Annotated in this window: 20 protein-coding genes; 14 read left to right on the forward strand and 6 right to left on the reverse strand. The window is 63.1% G+C overall.

What is annotated here, in order from left to right:
• The 3 genes from ACWGS9_RS08775 to ACWGS9_RS08785 are packed head-to-tail and all read left to right on the forward strand — an operon-like array spanning position 1 to position 3,867.
• Positions 1-954, forward strand: coding sequence for an ABC transporter permease (locus ACWGS9_RS08775; protein WP_454504962.1), 954 nt, complete (start codon positions 1-3; stop codon positions 952-954).
• Positions 951-1,841, forward strand: coding sequence for an ABC transporter permease (locus ACWGS9_RS08780; RefSeq protein WP_454504863.1), 891 nt, complete (start codon positions 951-953; stop codon positions 1,839-1,841). The genes ACWGS9_RS08775 and ACWGS9_RS08780 overlap by 4 nt, the downstream gene beginning before the upstream one ends.
• Positions 1,834-3,867: an ABC transporter ATP-binding protein gene (locus tag ACWGS9_RS08785; RefSeq protein ID WP_454504864.1), complete on the forward strand. Its 2,034-nt coding sequence runs from the start codon at positions 1,834-1,836 to the stop codon at positions 3,865-3,867. Before ACWGS9_RS08780 ends, ACWGS9_RS08785 begins: the two co-directional genes overlap by 8 nt.
• Positions 3,868-3,872: 5 nt before the next feature.
• On the opposite strand, the gene ACWGS9_RS08790 is transcribed toward ACWGS9_RS08785, so the two are convergent.
• Positions 3,873-4,781, reverse strand: a complete 909-nt coding sequence (locus ACWGS9_RS08790) for a LysR family transcriptional regulator (RefSeq protein WP_454504865.1) — start codon at positions 4,779-4,781, stop codon at positions 3,873-3,875.
• Between the two features lie 127 nt (positions 4,782-4,908).
• Here ACWGS9_RS08790 and ACWGS9_RS08795 point away from each other — a divergent pair, with 127 nt between their 5' ends.
• The 4 genes from ACWGS9_RS08795 (at position 4,909) to ACWGS9_RS08810 (ending at position 9,024) form a co-directional block, all read left to right on the forward strand.
• Positions 4,909-6,564, forward strand: a complete 1,656-nt coding sequence (locus ACWGS9_RS08795; RefSeq protein WP_454504866.1) for an ABC transporter substrate-binding protein — start codon at positions 4,909-4,911, stop codon at positions 6,562-6,564.
• 166 nt (positions 6,565-6,730) lie between these two features.
• Entirely contained in the window at positions 6,731-7,528 is a 798-nt protein-coding gene (locus ACWGS9_RS08800; RefSeq protein WP_454504867.1) for a DUF427 domain-containing protein, read from the forward strand.
• Positions 7,529-7,620: 92 nt separating this feature from the next.
• Positions 7,621-8,202 carry a hypothetical protein gene (locus ACWGS9_RS08805; RefSeq protein ID WP_454504868.1) on the forward strand — a complete coding sequence of 194 codons (582 nt, stop codon included), beginning with the start codon at positions 7,621-7,623 and terminating at the stop codon, positions 8,200-8,202.
• 57 nt (positions 8,203-8,259) lie between these two features.
• Positions 8,260-9,024 carry an SDR family oxidoreductase gene (locus tag ACWGS9_RS08810; protein ID WP_454504869.1) on the forward strand — a complete coding sequence of 255 codons (765 nt, stop codon included), beginning with the start codon at positions 8,260-8,262 and terminating at the stop codon, positions 9,022-9,024.
• Positions 9,025-9,099: 75 nt separating this feature from the next.
• On the opposite strand, the gene ACWGS9_RS08815 is transcribed toward ACWGS9_RS08810, so the two are convergent.
• Positions 9,100-10,458, reverse strand: a complete 1,359-nt coding sequence (locus ACWGS9_RS08815) for an NAD(P)-binding domain-containing protein (RefSeq protein WP_454504870.1) — start codon at positions 10,456-10,458, stop codon at positions 9,100-9,102.
• Positions 10,459-10,717: 259 nt separating this feature from the next.
• Here ACWGS9_RS08815 and ACWGS9_RS08820 point away from each other — a divergent pair, with 259 nt between their 5' ends.
• Complete coding sequence (locus ACWGS9_RS08820) at positions 10,718-11,440, forward strand: helix-turn-helix domain-containing protein (RefSeq protein WP_454504871.1); 723 nt, start codon at positions 10,718-10,720, stop codon at positions 11,438-11,440.
• A 170-nt stretch (positions 11,441-11,610) separates the two neighbouring features.
• Here the strand turns inward: ACWGS9_RS08820 and ACWGS9_RS08825 are convergent, their stop codons facing one another.
• From ACWGS9_RS08825 to ACWGS9_RS08840, 4 genes are all read right to left on the reverse strand, one after another.
• Entirely contained in the window at positions 11,611-12,651 is a 1,041-nt protein-coding gene (locus ACWGS9_RS08825) for a heme-dependent oxidative N-demethylase family protein (RefSeq protein WP_454504872.1), read from the reverse strand.
• A gap of 9 nt (positions 12,652-12,660) precedes the next feature.
• On the reverse strand, positions 12,661-13,626 hold the full coding sequence (locus tag ACWGS9_RS08830; RefSeq protein WP_454504873.1) for a PDR/VanB family oxidoreductase: 966 nt from the start codon (positions 13,624-13,626) through the stop codon (positions 12,661-12,663).
• A complete protein-coding gene (locus ACWGS9_RS08835) occupies positions 13,623-14,219 on the reverse strand; it encodes a dimethylamine monooxygenase subunit DmmA family protein (RefSeq protein ID WP_454504874.1) in 597 nt (198 codons plus the stop codon). Before ACWGS9_RS08835 ends, ACWGS9_RS08830 begins: the two co-directional genes overlap by 4 nt.
• Before the next feature lie 142 nt (positions 14,220-14,361).
• A complete protein-coding gene (locus tag ACWGS9_RS08840; protein ID WP_320211998.1) occupies positions 14,362-15,495 on the reverse strand; it encodes an aminomethyltransferase family protein in 1,134 nt (377 codons plus the stop codon).
• Positions 15,496-15,780: 285 nt separating this feature from the next.
• On the opposite strand from ACWGS9_RS08840, the gene ACWGS9_RS08845 reads away from it, so the two are divergent.
• The 6 genes from ACWGS9_RS08845 to ACWGS9_RS08870 are packed head-to-tail and all read left to right on the forward strand — an operon-like array spanning position 15,781 to position 19,152.
• A complete protein-coding gene (locus ACWGS9_RS08845) occupies positions 15,781-16,068 on the forward strand; it encodes a hypothetical protein (protein WP_454504875.1) in 288 nt (95 codons plus the stop codon).
• Between the two features lie 11 nt (positions 16,069-16,079).
• Positions 16,080-16,457 (forward strand): hypothetical protein, encoded by a 378-nt coding sequence (locus tag ACWGS9_RS08850; protein WP_454504876.1) that lies wholly within the window; start codon positions 16,080-16,082, stop codon positions 16,455-16,457.
• Between the two features lie 53 nt (positions 16,458-16,510).
• Positions 16,511-16,672, forward strand: a complete 162-nt coding sequence (locus ACWGS9_RS08855; protein WP_454504877.1) for a hypothetical protein — start codon at positions 16,511-16,513, stop codon at positions 16,670-16,672.
• Between the two features lie 12 nt (positions 16,673-16,684).
• Positions 16,685-18,091 (forward strand): APC family permease, encoded by a 1,407-nt coding sequence (locus ACWGS9_RS08860; RefSeq protein ID WP_454504878.1) that lies wholly within the window; start codon positions 16,685-16,687, stop codon positions 18,089-18,091.
• Positions 18,092-18,136: 45 nt separating this feature from the next.
• Complete coding sequence (locus ACWGS9_RS08865) at positions 18,137-18,826, forward strand: hypothetical protein (protein ID WP_454504879.1); 690 nt, start codon at positions 18,137-18,139, stop codon at positions 18,824-18,826.
• Positions 18,823-19,152, forward strand: coding sequence for a hypothetical protein (locus ACWGS9_RS08870; protein WP_454504880.1), 330 nt, complete (start codon positions 18,823-18,825; stop codon positions 19,150-19,152). The genes ACWGS9_RS08865 and ACWGS9_RS08870 overlap by 4 nt, the downstream gene beginning before the upstream one ends.
• The last annotated feature ends 38 nt before the right edge of the window (positions 19,153-19,190 follow it).

Below are 19,190 nucleotides of genomic sequence, written 5' to 3' on the forward strand. Positions count from 1 at the left end.
ATTCTAGCTTTCCTCGCCCGACGCCTGGCTCTGTCGCTCATCACGCTATTCCTGCTCAGCGTCATGGTGTTCCTCGGCGGCCAGGTGCTGCCCGGCAATGTCGGGCGGGCCATCCTCGGGCCGTTCGCCGACCAGCGCGCGGTCGATGCGCTCAACCATTCGCTCGGCGTCGATCGGCCGCTGCTTGTCCAGTACGGAAGCTGGATCTGGAACTTCCTGCATGGCGACATGGGCACGTCCTACGTGTTCCGCGCGCCGGTCGCGCCCTTCGTCATCGATGCCTTGGGCAATTCGATGAAGCTGGCGCTGGTCGCCTTCGTGCTGGTGGTGCCGATCGGCATCCTCGGCGGCGTGATTGCCGCGCTCAATTTCAACCGGCCGCTCGACCGCATCATCAGCCTCGGCGGCCTGTCGGTCACGGTGCTGCCCGAGTTCGTCACCGGCATCATCCTGATCCTGATCTTCGGGGTCTGGCTGCGCTGGCTGCCGATCGCCGCGGCATGGCCCAAAGGCGCCGGCTTCCTCACCCAGCTCTATTACCTGATCCTGCCCTCGCTGCCGCTGTTCCTGGTGCTGTTCGGCTACATCGCGCGCATGGCGCGGTCCGGCATGATCGAGGCGCTCGATTCCGACTATACGCGCACCGCGGTGCTCAAAGGCCTGCCGTGGCGCACGGTGATCTGGCGCCATGTGCTGCGCAATGCGTTGCTGCCGACCATCACCGTGATCGCCACCCAGACCGGCTACCTCATCGGCGGCCTGGTCGTGATCGAGACGCTGTTCCGCTACCAGGGCATCGGCTCGCTGATCTTCACCGCCGCGCGCGGCAAGGACTTTCCGATGCTCGAGGCCGGCATCCTGACCATCGGCATCGTCTATGCTGTGGCGACGCTGGTCGCCGACTTCCTCTGTTCCGTGCTCAATCCGCGCATCCGGCTGGGAGCAGAGCAATGAGCGCAACAGACACGCCCGTTGGCATGCCGGCGCCCTCCGCACCCGACACCGCACAGCGCAGCCCCTGGGGTGAGGTGCTGCATTCGCTGCTCAGGTCCGGCACCTTCCTGACCGGGCTTTTCATCCTGCTGTTCTGGATCGTCTGCGCGCTGTTCGGCCAGTACTTTGTCCCCTACGATCCGCTGGCAAGCGACATCATCAACGCGCTTTCGCCGCCGGCGGCCGATCACTGGTTCGGCACCGACCAACTCGGCCGCGACGTCTTCTCGCGCGTCATCGTCGGCTCGCGCGACATCCTGACGGTGGCGCCGCTGGCGACAATCCTGGCGACCATGGCCGGCACCGCGCTCGGCCTGCTGATCGGCTATTTCCGCGGCATCGTCGACGACGTCGTCAGCCGCGTGCTGGAAGCCTTCATGGCGATCCCGGTGGTGATCATCGCGCTGCTCGCCATCGTCGCGCTCGGCACGTCGAAGGTGACCGTCATCGTCGTCATCGGGCTTAGCTTCGCGCCGATCATCGCCCGCACGGTGCGCTCGGCGGTGCTGGCCGAACGCGAGCTCGACTATGTCGCGGCGGCAAAGCTGCGCCATGAGGGCGCGCTGCATACGATGTTCGTCGAGATCCTGCCCAACGTCATCCCGCCGATCCTGGTCGAGACGACGGTGCGGCTGGGCTATGCCATCTTCGCCGTCGCCACGCTTTCCTTCATGGGCTTCGGCATCCAGCCGCCCTCGCCCGACTGGGGCCTGTCGATCTCCTCCAATTACGGCATGATCGGCGGCGGCTTCTGGTGGACGGTGCTGTTCGATGCCCTGGCCATCGCCTCGCTGGTGATCGGCGTCAACCTGGTGGCCGACGGTGTGCATGGAGCGTTCAATGACTGAGCCTAGCCAAGCCGCCAACGCGCTCGAACTGAAGGACCTTTCGGTCGCCTATCGGGTTGGCCGCCGCAACCGCGCGGTGCTGCGCAACGTCAACCTGACCATCAAGGCCGGCGAGGCCTACGGGCTGGTCGGCGAATCCGGCTGCGGCAAGTCGACCGTGGCACTTTCGGTGGTGCGCTATCTGCCGCGCAACGGCTCAATCACCGGCGGCTCGATCGCGCTCGACGGCCAGGATGTCATGAAGCTCGATAGCGAGGCGCTGCGGCGTGCCCGCGCCGACAGCGTGTCGATGGTCTATCAGGATCCCGGCAAGGCGCTGAACCCGTCACTGCGCATCGGCCGCCAGCTGACCGAGATCTTCGAGCTCGCCGGCATCACCGGACAAGCGGCGACCGACAAGGCGACCGCGATGCTGAACCGGGTGCGCATTTCCGATCCGGCCAGCGTCATGCAGCGCTATCCGCACCAGCTCTCCGGCGGCATGCAGCAGCGCGTGGCGATCGCCATGGCTTTGGCCAACGACCCCTCGATGCTGATCCTCGACGAGCCGACCACCGGCCTCGACGCCACCGTCGAAGCCGAAGTGCTCGACCTGATCGGACAGTTGCGGCGCGAGCTCTCGGCCTCGATCCTGTTCATCAGCCATAACCTCGCCGTCGTCTCCAACATGTGCGACCGCGTCGGTGTGCTCTATGCCGGCATGCTGGTCGAGGAAGGCTCGACCAAGGACGTCTTCAACGATCCGCGCCATCCTTACACGGTGGCGCTGCTGCGCTGCCTGCCGCGCGGCGGCCAGCGCAAGGACCAGGGCCGGCTCGACACCATTCCGGGCTTCCTGCCCGGCATCGGGGCCAACATCATCGGCTGCGCCTTTGCCGACCGCTGCGCGCTGGCGACCGGGCGCTGCCGCGCAGAGCCGCCGCCGCTCTATGACCTTGGCAACGGCCGGCTGTCGCGCTGCCACTACCACGACAAGGCGCAGTCGCTGCCACGCGCCACACCCGCCGACGTTCCGGCCGCCATGCCCAAGCACGCGCCGCCGGTGCTGCGGGTCGAAGGGTTGAACAAGACCTATGGCAGCCATGGCCATCGGCTCAGGGCAGTCAAGGATGTCTCGGTCAGCCTGAGGCCCGGCGAGACGCTCGGGCTGGTCGGCGAGTCGGGCAGCGGCAAGACGACCTTCGCCAGGCTGCTGCTTGGCCTTGTCCCGCCGGACGATGGCGGCTCGATCGAGCTCGAAGGCAAGAAGCTCGCGCCACGGCTTGCCAGCCGCTCGGAGGACCAGGTCAAGGCGGTGCAGATCGTCTTCCAGAATCCGGACTCCGCGCTCAACCGCTCGCATTCGATCCGGCATATCCTGAGCCGCGCCTTGAAGCGGCTGGGCGGGCTCACCGGCAAGACGCTGGACACGCGTCTCGAAGAGCTCGTCCGCTCGGTGCGGCTTACCGACCGGCATCTGGCGGTCAAGCCGCGCCAGCTCTCGGGCGGGCTGAAGCAGCGCGTGGCGATCGCGCGCGCCTTCGCCGGCGATCCGCGCATCGTCGTCTGCGACGAGCCGACCTCGGCGCTCGATGTCTCGGTGCAGGCGGCGATCCTCAACCTTCTGGCCGACCTGCAGTCGAAGCAGGATGTCTCCTACATCTTCATCTCGCATGATCTCGGCGTGGTGCGTTATCTCTCCGACAAGATCGCCGTGCTCTATCTTGGCCGCATCATGGAGTTCGGGCCGTCGGAAGCGGTGTTCTCCGGCCCGCATCATCCCTACACGGAAGCGCTTCTGTCGGCCGTGCCGAAGCTCGACCGGGCGGAAACCTCGCGCATCCGCCTCGACGGCGAAATCCCAAGCGCCGCCAACCCGCCGACGGGCTGCGTCTTCCACACGCGCTGCCCGCGCAAGATCGGCGCCATCTGCGAAACGCAGGAGCCGCAGCTCACCGAGGCGCAGCCCGGCCACACCATCCGCTGCCACATCCCTTATGCGGAACTGGCAAGGCTGCAGAAGCCGAAAGTCGTGGAGCCGGCTTAGAGCAATCAGGACAAGGGTGCATCCGCCATGCTTAGGGCGCGGTCGCCCTCGGCAAAGCCGCTTGCATCCGACCAGTCCCTGACCAGCATGCGCAGGCCCTTGAGGGCAATGTCGAGAGCGTCGGACGAAGCCGGATTGGCGGGATAGGCGAGATAGATCGGGCGCTGGAACACCGGGGTGCCCTCGACGCGCTTCAGCTCGCCGCGCTCGATATGCGCGCTCACCGCGCTGAGCGGCAAGTAGGCGGCCGCCTTCTGCGACAGCACGTGCTGCAGCCCGATGAACACCAACCCGGCCGAGATGGCAGGCTTCACGACACCGGCAAAGGCACGGTCGTGCTCGATGCGGAACTCCAGCCCCCAATCCATCAGGATGTAGTTGTCGGTCCACGATCCGGGCTGCTCAATGTGCTGGACGAGAACCACCTGGTCGACGGCTAAAGTCTCATAGACGATGCCCGGATGCGGCTTGGGCAGATAGAGGATGCAGATATCGAGCAGTCCTTCGGCTATCTGGTCGACCGCGAGGTCCGGGAAACTGCCTTCCAGCCGCAGCGCCACATTCGGCCGCCTTGCCCGCATCCAGCTGATCCAGGGCGAGGTGATGCTGTCCCATAGATAGGCGGGCGCCGTCAGCCTGAGCAGCGTTTCGTAGCCATCGGGAACGGCGATGTCCTGCCGCGACTGCTCCCAGGTGCGGGTGATCGTCGAGGCATGCGGCAGGAACTGCCGACCGGCGGGTGTCAGTGAGACGCCGTCGCTGTCGCGGACAAACAGTTTGCGCCCCAACTGGTCTTCCAGGCCGCGAATGCGGGCGCTGACGGTCGACTGGGCAAGGTTCAGGCGACTGGCCGCGATGGTGAAGCTGCCATGCGCCGCAACCTCCAGGAAGCTGCGCAGATTCTCGGTGTCCATGGCATGCAGCCTTTCGCTGGATCGCCATCGAAAATTTCGATGGTTGCAATCAAAAAATATCGCTTTCCGGCTGCGGTCAACAGTGACCTAAATGACGGCATACCCACAAGAAGCGAGGAATGCAGCCATGCCGAAGCATTTCAGGACGATCGATGCCGCTCGCAAAACTCTCAGCGCAATCGAAAATTCCGCTATCGATGAATTGCTCGCCGGCAAGATCGGCCGGCGCGAATTCCTGCGCCATGGCACCGTGCTCGGCCTGTCGCTGCCCTTCCTCGGCGGCATCGCTTCGGCGGTCGGCCTCGGCGCTCCAGAGGCCCGCGCGGAAGGCAAGCCGGGCGGCACGGTGCGCGCCGGCATTGCGGTGCCCGGCGGCGCCATCGACCCGGTCACCTTCTATGACAGCGGCAGCTACCAGCTCGTCTTCCAGGTGGCCGAGTTCCTGTGCGTGACGCAGCCGGACCTGACGCTGAAGCCGGTGCTGGCCGAAAGCTGGTCGCCCAATGCCGACGGCAGCGTGTGGACGTTCAAGCTGCGCAAGGGCGTGAAATTCCACAATGGCGAGGATTTCAAGGCCGACGACGTCGTGGCGACCTTCGATCGCCTTGCCGATCCGAGCGGCACATCCAACGCGCTGTCGGTGTTCAAGGGCCTGCTGTCGAAAGGCGGGACGCGCAAGGTCGACGACCACACCGTGGAATTCCATCTCGACGCGCCGAACGGCAGCTTCCCCTATTCGGTGTCGATCGACAATTACAACGCCGTCATCCTGCCGGCGAGCTACAAGGGCGACTACGAGAAGACGTTTGAAGGCACGGGTCCGTTCCGGCTCGAAAGCTACACGCCCAAGGTCGGCGCGAGCTTCATGCGCAATCCCGACTACTGGGGCGAAAAGGCCCTGCCCGACCGGCTCGAATTCAAGTTCTATGCCGACGTGCAGCCGCGCATCCTGGCGCTGCAGGCGGGCGAGGTCGACGTGCTCGACGCCATTCCGCTCGACGTAAGCCAGGTGGTGCTCGGCAACCCCGACATCACCGTGCTGCGCGTCGCCTCGACCGCGCATCGCCAGCTCCATATGCGCTGCGACATGGCGCCCTTCACCGACAAGCGCGTACGCCAGGCGCTGGCGCTCTCAATCGACCGCTCCAAGCTGGTCGACGGGCTCTGCCGCGGCATGGCGGCCACCGGCAATGACAGCCCGTTCGCACCGGCCTTCCCCGTCACCGACAAATCGGTGCCGCAGCGTACGCAGGACATCGCCAAGGCCAAGCAGTTGATGGAGGCGGCGGGGCTCGGGAGCGGCTTCGACATGACGCTGACCACGCTGCGCTATTCCGACATTCCCGGCTACGCGCAACTGTTCCAGAACTTCGCCAAGGAGATCGGCGCCCGCATCTCGCTCAACATCGAGGACCAGGACAAATATTACGGCAAGGCGGTGTTCGGCCAGTCGGACTGGCTGGACAGCCCACTCGGCATCACCGACTACGCGCATCGCAGCGTGCCGAACGTCTTCCTGAAGAGCCCGCTGGTCAGCGACGGCCCGTGGAACGCGGCGCATTTCAAGAACACGACCTATGACGGGCTGGTCGCCGGCTATCTCAAGGCGTTCGACCTCGACGCGCAGCGCAAGGCGGCTTCCGACATCCAGAAGCTGCTGCTCGACGAGACGCCGGTGATCTTCAGCTATTTCCCGGACCTTCTGGTGCCGGTGCGCAAGAATGTCAGCGGCGTGCCGCCGATCGCCGCCGGCCTGCTGCTCGATCGCGTATCGGTGGCTTGACCATGACCGCGCGCAAGGCTCCGGCTCTAAAATCAAAGAGATAGAGCATGATGTCGTCCGAAAACCGCTTCACACTTTTCGGCATCATGCTCTAGCCGCAAACGACGAGAAGAGGACGACGACCATTCGCAAGCCCCATCTGCGCGGCCGCGGGCCGCATTTCCCGGTGCTCGACAATATCGTGCAGTACGAGTTCGAACCGGGCTATGTCGCCTTCGCCATGCCCTCGCCGAAGCGGCTGCGCGTGCAGGTTGGCCCGATGATCGTCGCCGACACCACCAAGGCGCTGGTGTTCCAGGAGAGCGATCATCTGCCGGTCTATTACTTCCCGATGAACGACGTGCGCGAGGAGTTCCTGCTGCCGAGCAGGACGACGACGGAAGACCCGTTCAAGGGCACCGCCACGCATTATTCGCTGAACACCGGCATCACGCTGGTCGAGGACGGCGCCTGGCGCTACCTCGATCCCGTCAAGGGCTGCCCGCCGATCGCCGACTACATCTCCTTCTATTGGCCGAAGATGACACACTGGTATGAAGAAGACGAAGAGATATTCGTCCACGCCCGCGACCCGTTCCGCCGCGTCGACTGCCTGCCTTCGTCGCGGCGCGTCCAGGTGATCCTCGATGGCGAGCAGGTGGCCGATTCACGGCGCGGCGTGTTCCTGTTCGAGACCGGCCACCCGGTGCGCCACTATCTGCCGATCTCGGACACGCGGCTCGATATGTTTTCGCCCAGCCGCTACATCTCGCGCTGCCCCTACAAGGGCATATCCAACTACTACCATGTGACGACACCGAAGAAGCGGCACGAGAACCTGGTCTGGTATTATCCGGAACCGGTGCATGAGGCCGAGCGCATCAAGGGTCTGGTGTGCTTCCATCACGAGCTGGTCGACAAGATCCTGGTCGACGGGGTGGAGATCCCCAAAGAAGCGACGGCAGCGTCGGACGGATATTTCTGAGCCGGCCGCCCGGTCGAACGAAGCCCGAGTTTCACATTTTGCATCCGCGCGCGCCGATGCTATTTTCGCATCGCGCGGCGGACGACTTGGCGATGAGGAAATCATTCCATCACCTGGCTTGGACCTGGCTTGTCGCCCTGGTGGCGACGACGACGCCCGCGCTTGCCGAAAATGCTCCAGCCTTCGAACTAAAACTCGACATCGATCAGGACGGCAAGACCGACCGGGCCGTGATTATGCAGGAGCCCGGCGAGGCGGCCGATCTGTATATCTATCTGGGCGAGGACAAGGCCGATGCTTCACGCCAGGCAGATTTCGTTAAGAAGGGGCTGACCGAGGACCTGGTCATCGACCTCGAAAGCAAGGGCAAGGGATCGCTGTCAGTGACGTCCTGCTCTGGCTGCGGCGCCAGCAAATCGACCGAAGAAACGCTGACGATCGTTTATCGCCGGGGAAAGTTCCTGGTCGGTGGTTACAGCCGCAACTGGGACTGGAACGAGCAGACATCAAGCGGCGTCGACACGACTCTCGGCGATTGCGACATCAACTATCTCACCGGCAAGGGTACCGCCTCCAAGGACCTGGATGACGGCAAGCCGATCAAGGGCAAATTCAGGCCGGTCCCGTTGAAGGACTGGTCCTCAGAAACGCGCCCGAAAGCCTGTGATTTCTGAACAGATTGATCGAAAGACTACTTAGCGAATACCCTCACCGCAGAGTGAGGGCTAGCAATGGATCTTTTCAAGTTGAATGGTGACGTCGCGCTGGTCACCGGGGCCGGCAGCGGCATTGGCCAGGCCATCGCGATCGGGCTGGCCGAAGCAGGCGCCGACGTCGCCTGTTTCGGTCATGCGTCCAAGGGCGGCCTTGAAGAGACCGCCCACAGGATCACGGCCCTTGGCCGCAAAGCGTTGGCGCTGACTGGCACGGTGACCTCAGAGACCGACCTCGCGGCGGCGATCGACCGCATCGAGGCTGAACTCGGCGCGCTGACCGTCGCCGTCAACAATGCCGGCATAGCCGGCTCCAACCCCGCCGAGACACTGTCGCTGGAGACCTGGCGCAAGGTTCACGATGTCAATGTCGCCGGTGTGTTCCTGTCCTGCCAGGCGGAAGCACGCAGGATGCTGACGCGGCAAAGAGGGTCGATCATCAACATCGCCTCGATGTCGGGCACCATCGTCAACCGGGGGCTGACGCAGGCGCATTACAATTCCTCAAAAGCCGCCGTCATCCACACGTCGAAGAGCTTGGCCATGGAGTGGGCCGATCGCGGCTTGCGCGTCAATGTCGTCAGCCCGGGCTACACGCTGACGCCGATGAACAAGCGGCCCGAAGTGGCGGAGGAGATAAAAATCTTCAAACGCGACACGCCGATGGGGCGCATGGCGGCGCCGGAGGAAATGGTCGGACCGACCGTGTTCCTGGCCAGCCGCGCGTCCAGCTTCGTTACCGGCCTCGACCTCATCGTGGATGGCGGCTACGTCTGCTGGTAGACCGATGGGGTGTCCCGCGAGACACCCCACACGTTGCCGATTTCACTTCGGGAACGTTGGCGTGAGCGCGCAGTTCTATTCGGCCGCCACCCCTTTCACTTCGAGATAGCTCTCCATCGAATCGTCCAGCGCCTGCAGCCACGGCGTGTGATGCAGCGGTGCCATCGTGCCGGTCATCAGTGAGCGGTAGGCATGGTCACGGAAGCCCATGATGTCTTCCATCTTGTGGTGTTCCCACTCCATGAAGGTGTGGTTGACCGCCTCGACGTCGAAGCCTGGATAATCGGTCTGGTCCATCAGTTCCTTGGTGTAGTCGCCCTGGAACCAGATCATCTGCTCGGCATCCTCCAGCGTCTCCTCACGCGCGCGCCACTTGGCGCCGTGTTCGGCCATCGCCTCGGCGGACGGCAGCTTGATGCGGCCCATGATGACGTCGCGCGCGTACCAGGCCTGCGCGTCGAACATGTTGAAGGTGTAGAACTGGTCCTGCATGCCGATATAGAACAGTTTTGGATTCTTCTCCCACACGACACCCTCATAGAGATCGAGCGGCCACATGCGGTTGGCGGTCTTGAGCTTGAGGTCGTCGGTGAGGAAGGGGAAGGAATGCAGGTAGCCGGTGCACAGGATGATGGCGTCGACGTCCTTGGTGGTGCCGTCCTTGAAGTGCGCCGTCTTGCCGACGACCTTCTGCAAGAGCGGCACTTCCTTCCAGTTCTCCGGCCATTTGAAGCCCATCGGCTTGGAGCGGTAGCTGGAGGTGATCGACTTGGCGCCGTATTTGTAGCATTGCGAACCGATATCCTCGGCCGAATAGGAACGGCCGATGATCAGGATGTCCTTGCCCTTGAACTCCATGGCATCGCGGAAATCATGGCTGTGCAGGATGCGGCCGTTGAAGGTGGCAAATCCCTCGAAGAAGGGCACGTTGGGCACCGAGAAGTGGCCTGAAGCGACGACGACGTTGTCGAACTCTTCCGAGTAGGTCACGTCGTTGGTGCGGTCATGCGCGGTAACGGTGAATTTCTTCGTCTCGTCGGAATAGGTCACCATGCGCACCGGGCAGTTGAAACGCACCCATTCGCGCAAGCCGGATTTCTCGACGCGGCCCTTGATGTAATCCCACAGCACGGCGCGCGGCGGATAGGAGGCGATCGGCCGGCCGAAATGCTCCTCGAAGGTGTAGTCGGCGAATTCGAGGCATTCCTTCGGGCCGTTCGACCACAGATAGCGGTACATCGAGCCGTGCACGGGATCGCCATGCTCGTCGAGGCCGGTGCGCCAGGTGTAGTTCCACAGGCCGCCCCAGTCGCTCTGCTTTTCGAAGCAGACGATCTCCGGGATCTCGGCGCCCTTGTCGGCAGCTGACTTGAAGGCCCTCAGTTGCGCCAGGCCCGACGGTCCGGCTCCGATGACGGCGACACGAGTTTTCATTGCGGGCCTCCTCTTTTTGATTTCCCCAGCGAAACAAATTTCACTGACAGTGACATTAATTCGCCCGTCGGTGCTGTCAACAGACATCTGGGATAAGGGCTTTGCGCGAAACGGGTTTCCGGCGGAAAAGCCGTGGCAACGGAAATGACAGAGACCCTGCCCGCGACATCCGGCGGCCTGTCGTGGTGGTTGCGCTCCTGTACCGGCACCGAATATGTTCACCTTGAGTGAAATAAATCCGCGGGAATCGAGGGGCGACATGGCGAACAAGACTTCTGACCCAAAGCCCCGCGATTCGGCCGCCAAGGGCAAGGCGCCGCCGAAGCGTGTTTCGGTAGACGGGCGCACGATCCGCACGCCGCTGACGCAAAATCCGCACGCCATCCGCGACACACGCGAAAAGGTGCTCGAAGTGGCGATCGGCCATGAGGTGCGAGCTTTCCGCAAGAAGCTCGGCATCACCGTCGCCGATCTCGCCGCGGCAACCGACATCTCGCTCGGCATGCTGTCGAAGATCGAAAACGGCATCACCTCGCCGTCGCTGACGACGCTGCAGGCGCTGTCGCGGGCGCTGGGCGTTCCGGTGACCGCCTTCTTCCGCCGCTTCGAGGAAGAGCACAGCGCCGTTTTCGTCAAGGCCGGCCAGGGCGTCGATGTCGAGCGGCGCGGCACGCGCGCCGGCCATCAGTACAATCTGCTGGGACATATCGGCGCCAACACCAGCGGCGTCGTCGTCGAGCCCTATCTCATCACGCTGACCGAGAATTCGGACGTGTTCCCGACCTTCCAGCATGCGGGCATGGAGTTCCTCTACATGCTGGAAGGCGAAGTCGTTTACCGGCACGGCAACAACCTCTATCCGATGAAGCCGGGCGACAGCCTGTTCTTCGACGCCGACGCGCCGCACGGACCCGAAGAGCTGACGCAACTGCCGATGCGCTATCTGTCGATCATCTGCTATCCGCAGAACAGCGCTGGGTGAGTGGAGCTCTAAGAAAGCCCCCTCACCCGGATTGCCAACCGAATTGCGAAGTGCAATTCGGGGCAATCCGACCTCTCCCCGAGGGGAGAGGAAGGGCTGGCGCCAGCGCGCGAAGTCTCTTCTCCCCTCGGGGAGAAGGTGGCCCGAAGGGCCGGATGAGGGGGCCTTGCTCAGTCCGGCCCGAATCCCGGGCTCGTCGGGCTGCCATCGTCGAGCTTGGACAGCCACTCGACCAGCGTCGGGCGGTAGCGGGTCAGGCCTTTGTAGGTCGCGAGTTCCTCGGGCAGGTCGCGGATGACGCGGTGGAGGCGCCGCGCCCATTTCGGCTGCGTGACCAGTTCGTCCATCTTGATCAGATAGCAGCGGATCGGGAAGACGATGCCGTTGGAACGCGGCAGCCGCCAGAAGCTTTGCAATTCGACGCGCAGATGAACCTTGTCGCCGACATTCTCGGGCGTGACGGTGCCGCGGTCCGGACCCCATTTGTGATAATTCTCAGGGCTGGTATCGAGGCGCGGATTGACGGTCATCGTCCAGTTGAGACGCCTGGCCGGCTTGCCCTGCTGGATGTTGGTGAGGAATTTCAACGCGCGGGTGAAGATGCCCTTCTCATGCGCCAGCGGCACCGGCGCGTGCCATTCGAAGAAATTCATGCCGATGTCGAAATCAAGCGACCAATCGGCCTGGGTGGTGACCATGCCGGCATCCATCCACAGATTGCCGTCGCGCTGGTCGAGGATGCAGAAGTCGCCCTGGCTCTGGCGGGTGATGTATTCCATCGGGCCATAAGGCAGCGTCGAGGTGTCGCCAAAGGTGAAGGTGTCGTCGATGCCGAGCGGCCGGTTGATCCAGCGCCAGCGGTCGCCGTCGCGCGTCAGCGTGAAATGCTCAGGGTAGCCGAGCGCCTGCTGCTCCATCAGAAGCTCGAGCAGGTCCCAGCCTGCAAGCGTCATATGCGGCAGCGACTGGCAGCGCAGCGGATCCTCGGCCAACACCAGCGCGCGGTCCTGCATCTCGGCGACATAGTGCTCGTCGACGTCGATCAGGTTTTCCAGCACGCTGCCTTTCGGACCTACGACATGCGGCTCGATGTTGACGGCATACATGTAGGCGTCTTCGTTGAACGGGAAGGGAAAGCGCCTGATGTGCTCGGGGCTGTTCCGGAAGGTGAAGTCGTCGCGGAACGTTTCCTTGCGAAATGTGATGCCCATGCTCGCCTCCTATCTTTCCAAGACCAGCGACTTGCCCTCGAAGCGCGAGACGCAAGGCATGATCTTGCAGCCGGAACGGTGGTCTTCCTCGCTCAGCCAGTGATCGTTGTGGATGAACTTGCCGTCATACGAGATCACATTGGTCTCGCACTGGCCGCAGACACCGCCGCGGCACAGGTAAGGCGGATCGACGCCGGCAGCTTCGATGGCTTCGAGCAGGCTCTGCTGCTCGCCGACATGGATCGTCTTGCCGCTGACGGCCAAGGTCACATCGAACGGCGCGCCGGGCTGGGGTGCCGCGAAATGCTCGAAATGCACCGTCTCCGGCGGCCAGCCGAGCGCGGCGGCGCGATCGCGTACCCAGTTGATCATGCCGGCCGGGCCGCAGACATAGAGATGCGTGCCGAGCGGCTGCGAGGACAAGAGCCGCTCGATGTCGATGCGTTCCTCGCGGTCGTCGTGATAGAGCCGGATCCGGTTGCCATAGCGCTCTCGCAGCACATCGGCATAGGTGCCGAGCGAGGCGGTGCGGCAAGTGTAGTGCAATTCGAAATTGCCGCCGGCGCCCGCCAGTTGCGACGTCTGCGCCATGAAGGGCGTGATGCCGATGCCGCCGGCCAGCATCAGGTGTTTTTTCGCCCTAAGGTCTAGCGAGAACAGGTTGACCGGATAGCTGATCACCATTTCCAGGCCGGGCTTGACCTGACGGTGCATGAACAGCGAGCCGCCGCGGCCGACATCGTCGCGCCGCACCGAGATCGTGTATTCGCGCGTGTCGAGCGGCGAGCCCATCAGCGAATACGGATTGAGCCTGGTGCGGTCGCCATCGCGCATCTCGACCACGACATGGGCGCCGCCGGAAAAGGTCGGCAGCAACTCGCCATCGCGGCGGCGGAAATGGAAGCGGGTGACGAGGTCGTTGATGGGAACGACGTCGCTGACGACGACGTCGAGCTTGGTGGTGCCGGTGCTCATGGAAATATCTCCTCCATCGGAGGAATCTCGGAGCGATCCTCGGCGTTGATGCACACACCCTGGAAGGCGGCCAGCCGGCGCGAATAGTGATCGCGCACCAGAAGCAGCAGGCCGCAATGCGCGCAGGTGGCAGGCTGCGTCGTCACATTCTCGGTGATGCCCTTGCAGTGCACGCATTGCATGCGCCGCGCCAGCGAGCCGCGATGCTCGGTCTGCATCGAAGTGTGGTCGATGCCGGCCTCGAGCGCCGCCTGCATGGCCTGGCCGATCAGGCCCTCGGTGCCGGCAAGATAGACGCGCAGCCCCATATGAGCGTTGGTCAGCGTCTGCTTCAGCCGCGGCAAGAGGCTGGCGAAGGACGGCGCGACATGGAGCTGCATCGGCTTCAACGCTTCAAGGGCCGCGATGTGCTTGCCCTCGGGGCCTGGAATGAAGACGATTTCCGCGCCGTCGAAAAAGCCGGACGGGGCCTTGCCGGCCATGTCGATAATCGCGAGCGCGCCTTCGGCATCGGCGATGAAGAGGTGATGCTTGCCGGGCTGCGGAGACAAGGTCCCGTAGATGGGCCGGCTGATGATCGTCTTGGCTGCCATTCTTCCTTAGATCAGGGTGACGTTTCGTTGAATCGCCACTCTGATCTAACTCCTTGTTGGAGCATGATCTTTTCCGAAAACCGGTTCCCACTTTTCGGGATCATGCTCTAGTGCCTCGAAATCCCTTCCCGTTGACGATGCCTCAACCCTTGGCGGTGCGCTTGGTCTTCTTCGGATCATCGAACGGCAATGGCTGCGCCGTCGCCCTGATGGAACCGCTCTTGTTGCGGATTTCGAGCTTGGTGTCCTTGACGGCGCAGTCGACGTCGAGCCGGGCGATCCCCATCGATTTCTCGACCAGCGGCGAATACATGGCGCAGGTCACCACGCCGACCTTTTTGCCGTCGCGGTAGACAGGCGCCCCCTCATCGGCCGGCTCCTTGCCGTCGAGCAGCACGCCATAGATCTTGAAGCGTTCCTTGCCTTTCAGCCGGTAATGCTCCTCGGCGCCGCGGAAGCCGGTCTTGCCGGGGCTGACGGTGAAGTCGAGGCCGAGCTCCCACAGAGTGTCGCCGGGGCCTTCATTCTCGAACGGATATTTCTGCGAATTGTCGTAGGGGTAGAAGAGCAGGTAGCTCTCGACCCGCAGCATGTCGAGCGTGGTGAAGCGGCACGGGATGATGCCGGCGCTCTTGCCCTCGTCGAGGATCCTGTCCCAGATCGTGCCGGCATCCTGGCCGCGGCAGAATATCTCGTAGCCACGCTCGCCGGTGTAGCCGGTGCGCGAGATCATCACCGGGAAACCGAAGAGCTGCGTCTGCATGTGATGGAAGTAGTTGAGGTCGCGGATGCCGGGCACATGCTTGGCCAGATAATCGACCGCGGTCGGGCCCTGCAGCGAAAGGTCATGCAGATTGTCGTCGAAACGCAGCGAGACATCACGCCCAACCGAAGCACGCTGCAGTTCCTCGTGGCCGGTGCCGGAGCCGTGCACGACCATCCAGGCGTTCGGGCCGGTGCGGTAGAGGATGCAGTCGTCGGTGAATTTTCCGGCCTCGTTCAGCATGCAGGCATAGGCCGACTTGCCGGGATAGATTTTTTCCACGTCGCGCGTCGTGGCGAGGTCGATCAGATGCGAGGCATGCGGCCCGGTGATGTGGACCTTCTTCAGGCCGGAGACATCCATCAGTCCGGCCTTGGTGCGGATCGCGACATATTCCTCGTCGGCATCCTTGTCGTAGGTCCAGGCGGTGCCCATGCCGCTCCAGTCCTCGAGTTTCGAGCCGAGCGCGCGATGGCGATCCGCCAGGGTCGAGAATCTCCAGGATGCCGTCATCCGATCGTCCTCCGTGCGATTTAAGTCGTTGCTGTTCCCTGCTCCTGCTTGGCGGCGGAGCTTGGCCGAATATTGACCGCAAACGGCGAAGCCCTGCAATCCCCTTAAAGCAAAAAATTTCATTGTCAGGCAAATTTCTTGACCTGGAATAAGCGGTTCATGAAGCGTAAATCCGGCTTGACAATTCCGGAATTCGAGCGGAACTTATGAAAAAAATTTCACTCTCTTGAAAGAGTGGACGCCCGGTCGGTTTCGGGACCGGACGTCGCCAGAAGGGGAAAACCGATGTCCGACCTGCAGCAGCGCATCGAAGCGCTGTACCGTTCCGACGTGCGCGGATCCGTGCTCCTGATCGTGTGCCTGTGGGCAACGATCCTCTTCGTCCTCCTGATGACATGGCCATACATCCCCGACAGCGGGATCAAGGTCGTGGTGGCGGTCGCAGCCGCCGCGGTGCTGATCTTCAACACCGCGGCGATTCTCGCCATGCTCAACCACTACAAGGAGGACAAGGACTTCATCTACGGGCTCGACATCAAGAACGCCGACGCTGCCCGCAACCGTCAATCCTGAGGGGAGAAACCATGGCCCGCTATATCCCGCCGGAGCAGAGCAAGGCCGGACAGGTCCTCGACATCGCAGTCGTGGTGGTCGCTATTTTCGTGGCGCTCTGGCTGCCGCTGAAACTCGGCTTCGCCGGGGCCGCGAAGTCGATCGACCCGCTCGACGCCAAGACATGGGACGCGCTCGGCCAGAACGCGACCATGGCCTCGATCTGGGAGAAGCTCGGCTACACGCCGGAGACGGCGCACGACATCATCCAGAACCGCTTCCATTACATCATCGACTGGCCGACGCTGATCATCATGGCGATCGTGCTGATCGCCTATTTCGTCTTCCTGTTCCGCGCCTCCGATCGCGAATATCGCGAGGTCATCAACGAGAAGTTCGACGACAAATAGGCAATGGAAGACAAGAAAGTTCGGGCGAAGACAAGTAGTTCGGGGAAAACACCATGTGGATGGGACTGTCTTACGTTTGCTGGGGCATCTCGGTCGTGCTTGCAATGTGGATGCTCTACGACTGGTTCAAGGTCGACACGACCTATTCCGAGGCCGTGCTGACCTCCTCGCGCGAGGGCGAGCTTGAAGCCGTTTCCGAAAAACACCGGATCTGAGTGGGGACTGACATGACGGCTGCGGTTGAAACGGCACAAACCACGACAATCCACGGCGACAGGGTCTCGCTGCTTCGGGTGCTCGGCCCCGCCCATGTCTGGGCGCTCGGCGTCGGCATCGTGCTGGTCGGCGAGTTCACCGGCTGGAATTTTTCCGCCGACAAGGGCGGCGCGCTCGCCGCGCTGATCGTCTGCTGGGTCGTCGGTCTGCTCTACACCTCGGTCGCCATGATCGACTCGGAGGTGACGTCCACCGTCGCCGCCGCCGGCGGCCAATATGCACAGGCCAAGCACATTGTCGGCCCGCTGATGGCCTTCAACGTCGCGCTGTTCCTGGTGTTTGCCTACACCATGCTCGAAGTGTCGGACGCAATCCTGCTCGGCGATACGATCGTCGCCAAGGCCGGCGTCGAAGGGCTGACGCATAATTCCTTCATCGCCGCCACCATCGTCGTGCTCGCCTGGCTCAACTATCGCGGCGTGCTGATGACGCTCAACGTCAACTTCGTCATCACCGCGATCGCCTATGTCTCCATCGTCATCCTGTTCTTTTCCGTCAGCCCGTGGACGCAAGGCGCGGTGCTGAAGCTCAACGAACTGGTTACCCCCGGCAACGCGCTGCCCTATGGCTGGATCGGCGTCATCGCCGCCTTCCAGTTCGGCATCTGGTATTATCTTGGCATCGAAGGCACCACCCAGGCGGCCGAGGAAGTGCGCTCGCCGGCGCGCTCCCTGCCCTACGGCACCATGGCCGGCATGATCACGCTGCTGATCGCCGCCGCGATGACCTGGTATGTCTGCGCCTCGCTCATGCCCTGGGAATATCTCGGCATCACCTATTATCCGCTGTGGGACGCCGGCAAGCTGACCGGCAGCCCGTTGCTCGAAAACCTGTTGTTCATCGCGACGCTGCTTGCGGCACTCGCTTCCGCCAATGGCTGCATCAACGACGCGGCGCGTGCCTGGTTCTCGCTCGGCCGCGATCGCTATCTGCCGAGCTGGTTTTCGGCGGTGCATCCGAAGTATCGCACGCCTTATCGTTCGATCCTGTTTCTGCTGCCGATCGCGCTGGCCTTCGCTTTCATCGCCGACCTCAACCAGGCAATCACCTTCTCGATCCTGTCGGGCGTGCTGCAATACACATTCATGAGCATCAACATCATGATGTTCCGCCAGAAGTGGCCCCTGGGCACAATCCGTCGCGGCTACACGCACCCCTTCCATCCGTTGCCGGCAATCGTCCTGTTCTGCCTGTGCATGGTGACCTTCTTCGCGATCTTCCTCGGCTTCGGCTCGCAGCTGATCGCGATGACCGTCTTCTATTTCCTGATTTCGGTGTGGTTCCACTTCTACCGCTACAAATTCGTGCGTCGCGGCGACCAGTTCTCCATGCCGTGGCCGAAGCCGCAGGGTTACTGAGTGGAGTAAGGCCCGCCTGTCGACGGCGGGCCGTGGCGTGTCGAGATGTCTGAGCTGACGTCAGTATTGCTTGCCGGGGCGATCGCATTGGGCGTCGTCGCCCATATCGCCTGGCTCGCGCGTGCCGGCCGCAACAGGGCGAAGGCAACCTTGGCCGCCGATATGGCCAGCGTTCGCAGCGTCATCGCGAACGCCGCCGACATTTCCGATGGCACGGCCGGCGTCGTCACCTGGGCCGGTTCCTGGAACGGTCAGCGCGTTCAGCTGCGCACCATCGTCGACACGCTGGCGACGCGAAAGCTGCCGACGCGCTGGCTCGCCGTTTCGATCACCGAGCCGGTCGCGGTACCGGGTATTTTCGACATGATGATGCGGCCAAATTCGGCGACGACATTCTCCAATTTCGATCATCTCCCCCACACCCTGCCCAAGGTTCTCGGCCTTCCAGCCGAGGCGGTGCTGCGCACCGACCGCAAGGGCGTCGCCTTCCCGGAGGATCTGATCGCCTCGCACACCGATATTTTTGCCGAAAGCCGCGCCAAGGAATTGCTGATCACGCCGAAGGGGGTGCGCATCGTCTGGCTGCTGGCCGAAGCCGAGCGCGCTCGCTATGGCGTGTTCCGGCAGGCCGCCTTCAGCGGTGCCAGCATCGATCCCGCCTTGGTCGAACGATTGCTCGAAGTGGCGTCGACGCTTCGCCAAGCCATCAACCGGCGCGAAAGGCAGGCCGCATGACCGAGGGAGCCGCTTCCTCCGCCCCGGCCAATCCGTATTTCGTGCTCGGCGCGGCGATCGCTTTGCCGGCAAGCGGCCATGTCATGCTCGGCGTACCGGTACGCGGCCTGCAGTTCCTGTTCTTCATGGTGATCCTTGGTTGGGTAACGACCAAGCTGGCGCCTGCCGACGCCGGCTTCATCGGCCGCCATGCCGGCGGCTTCCTGATCTATGCCCTCTCGATCCTCGACGCCTACAGGATCGCGCGCATCCGTCATGCGGTCTGGGTTCACAAGGCGCGTCCGGACGGCGATAGTGCCAATGGCAATGCGCCGTCTAATATATAACGACAGGAAAATTTCTTTCATACCATTGAATTCGGCAA

The organism is Mesorhizobium sp. Arg314 (assembly GCF_053714275.1).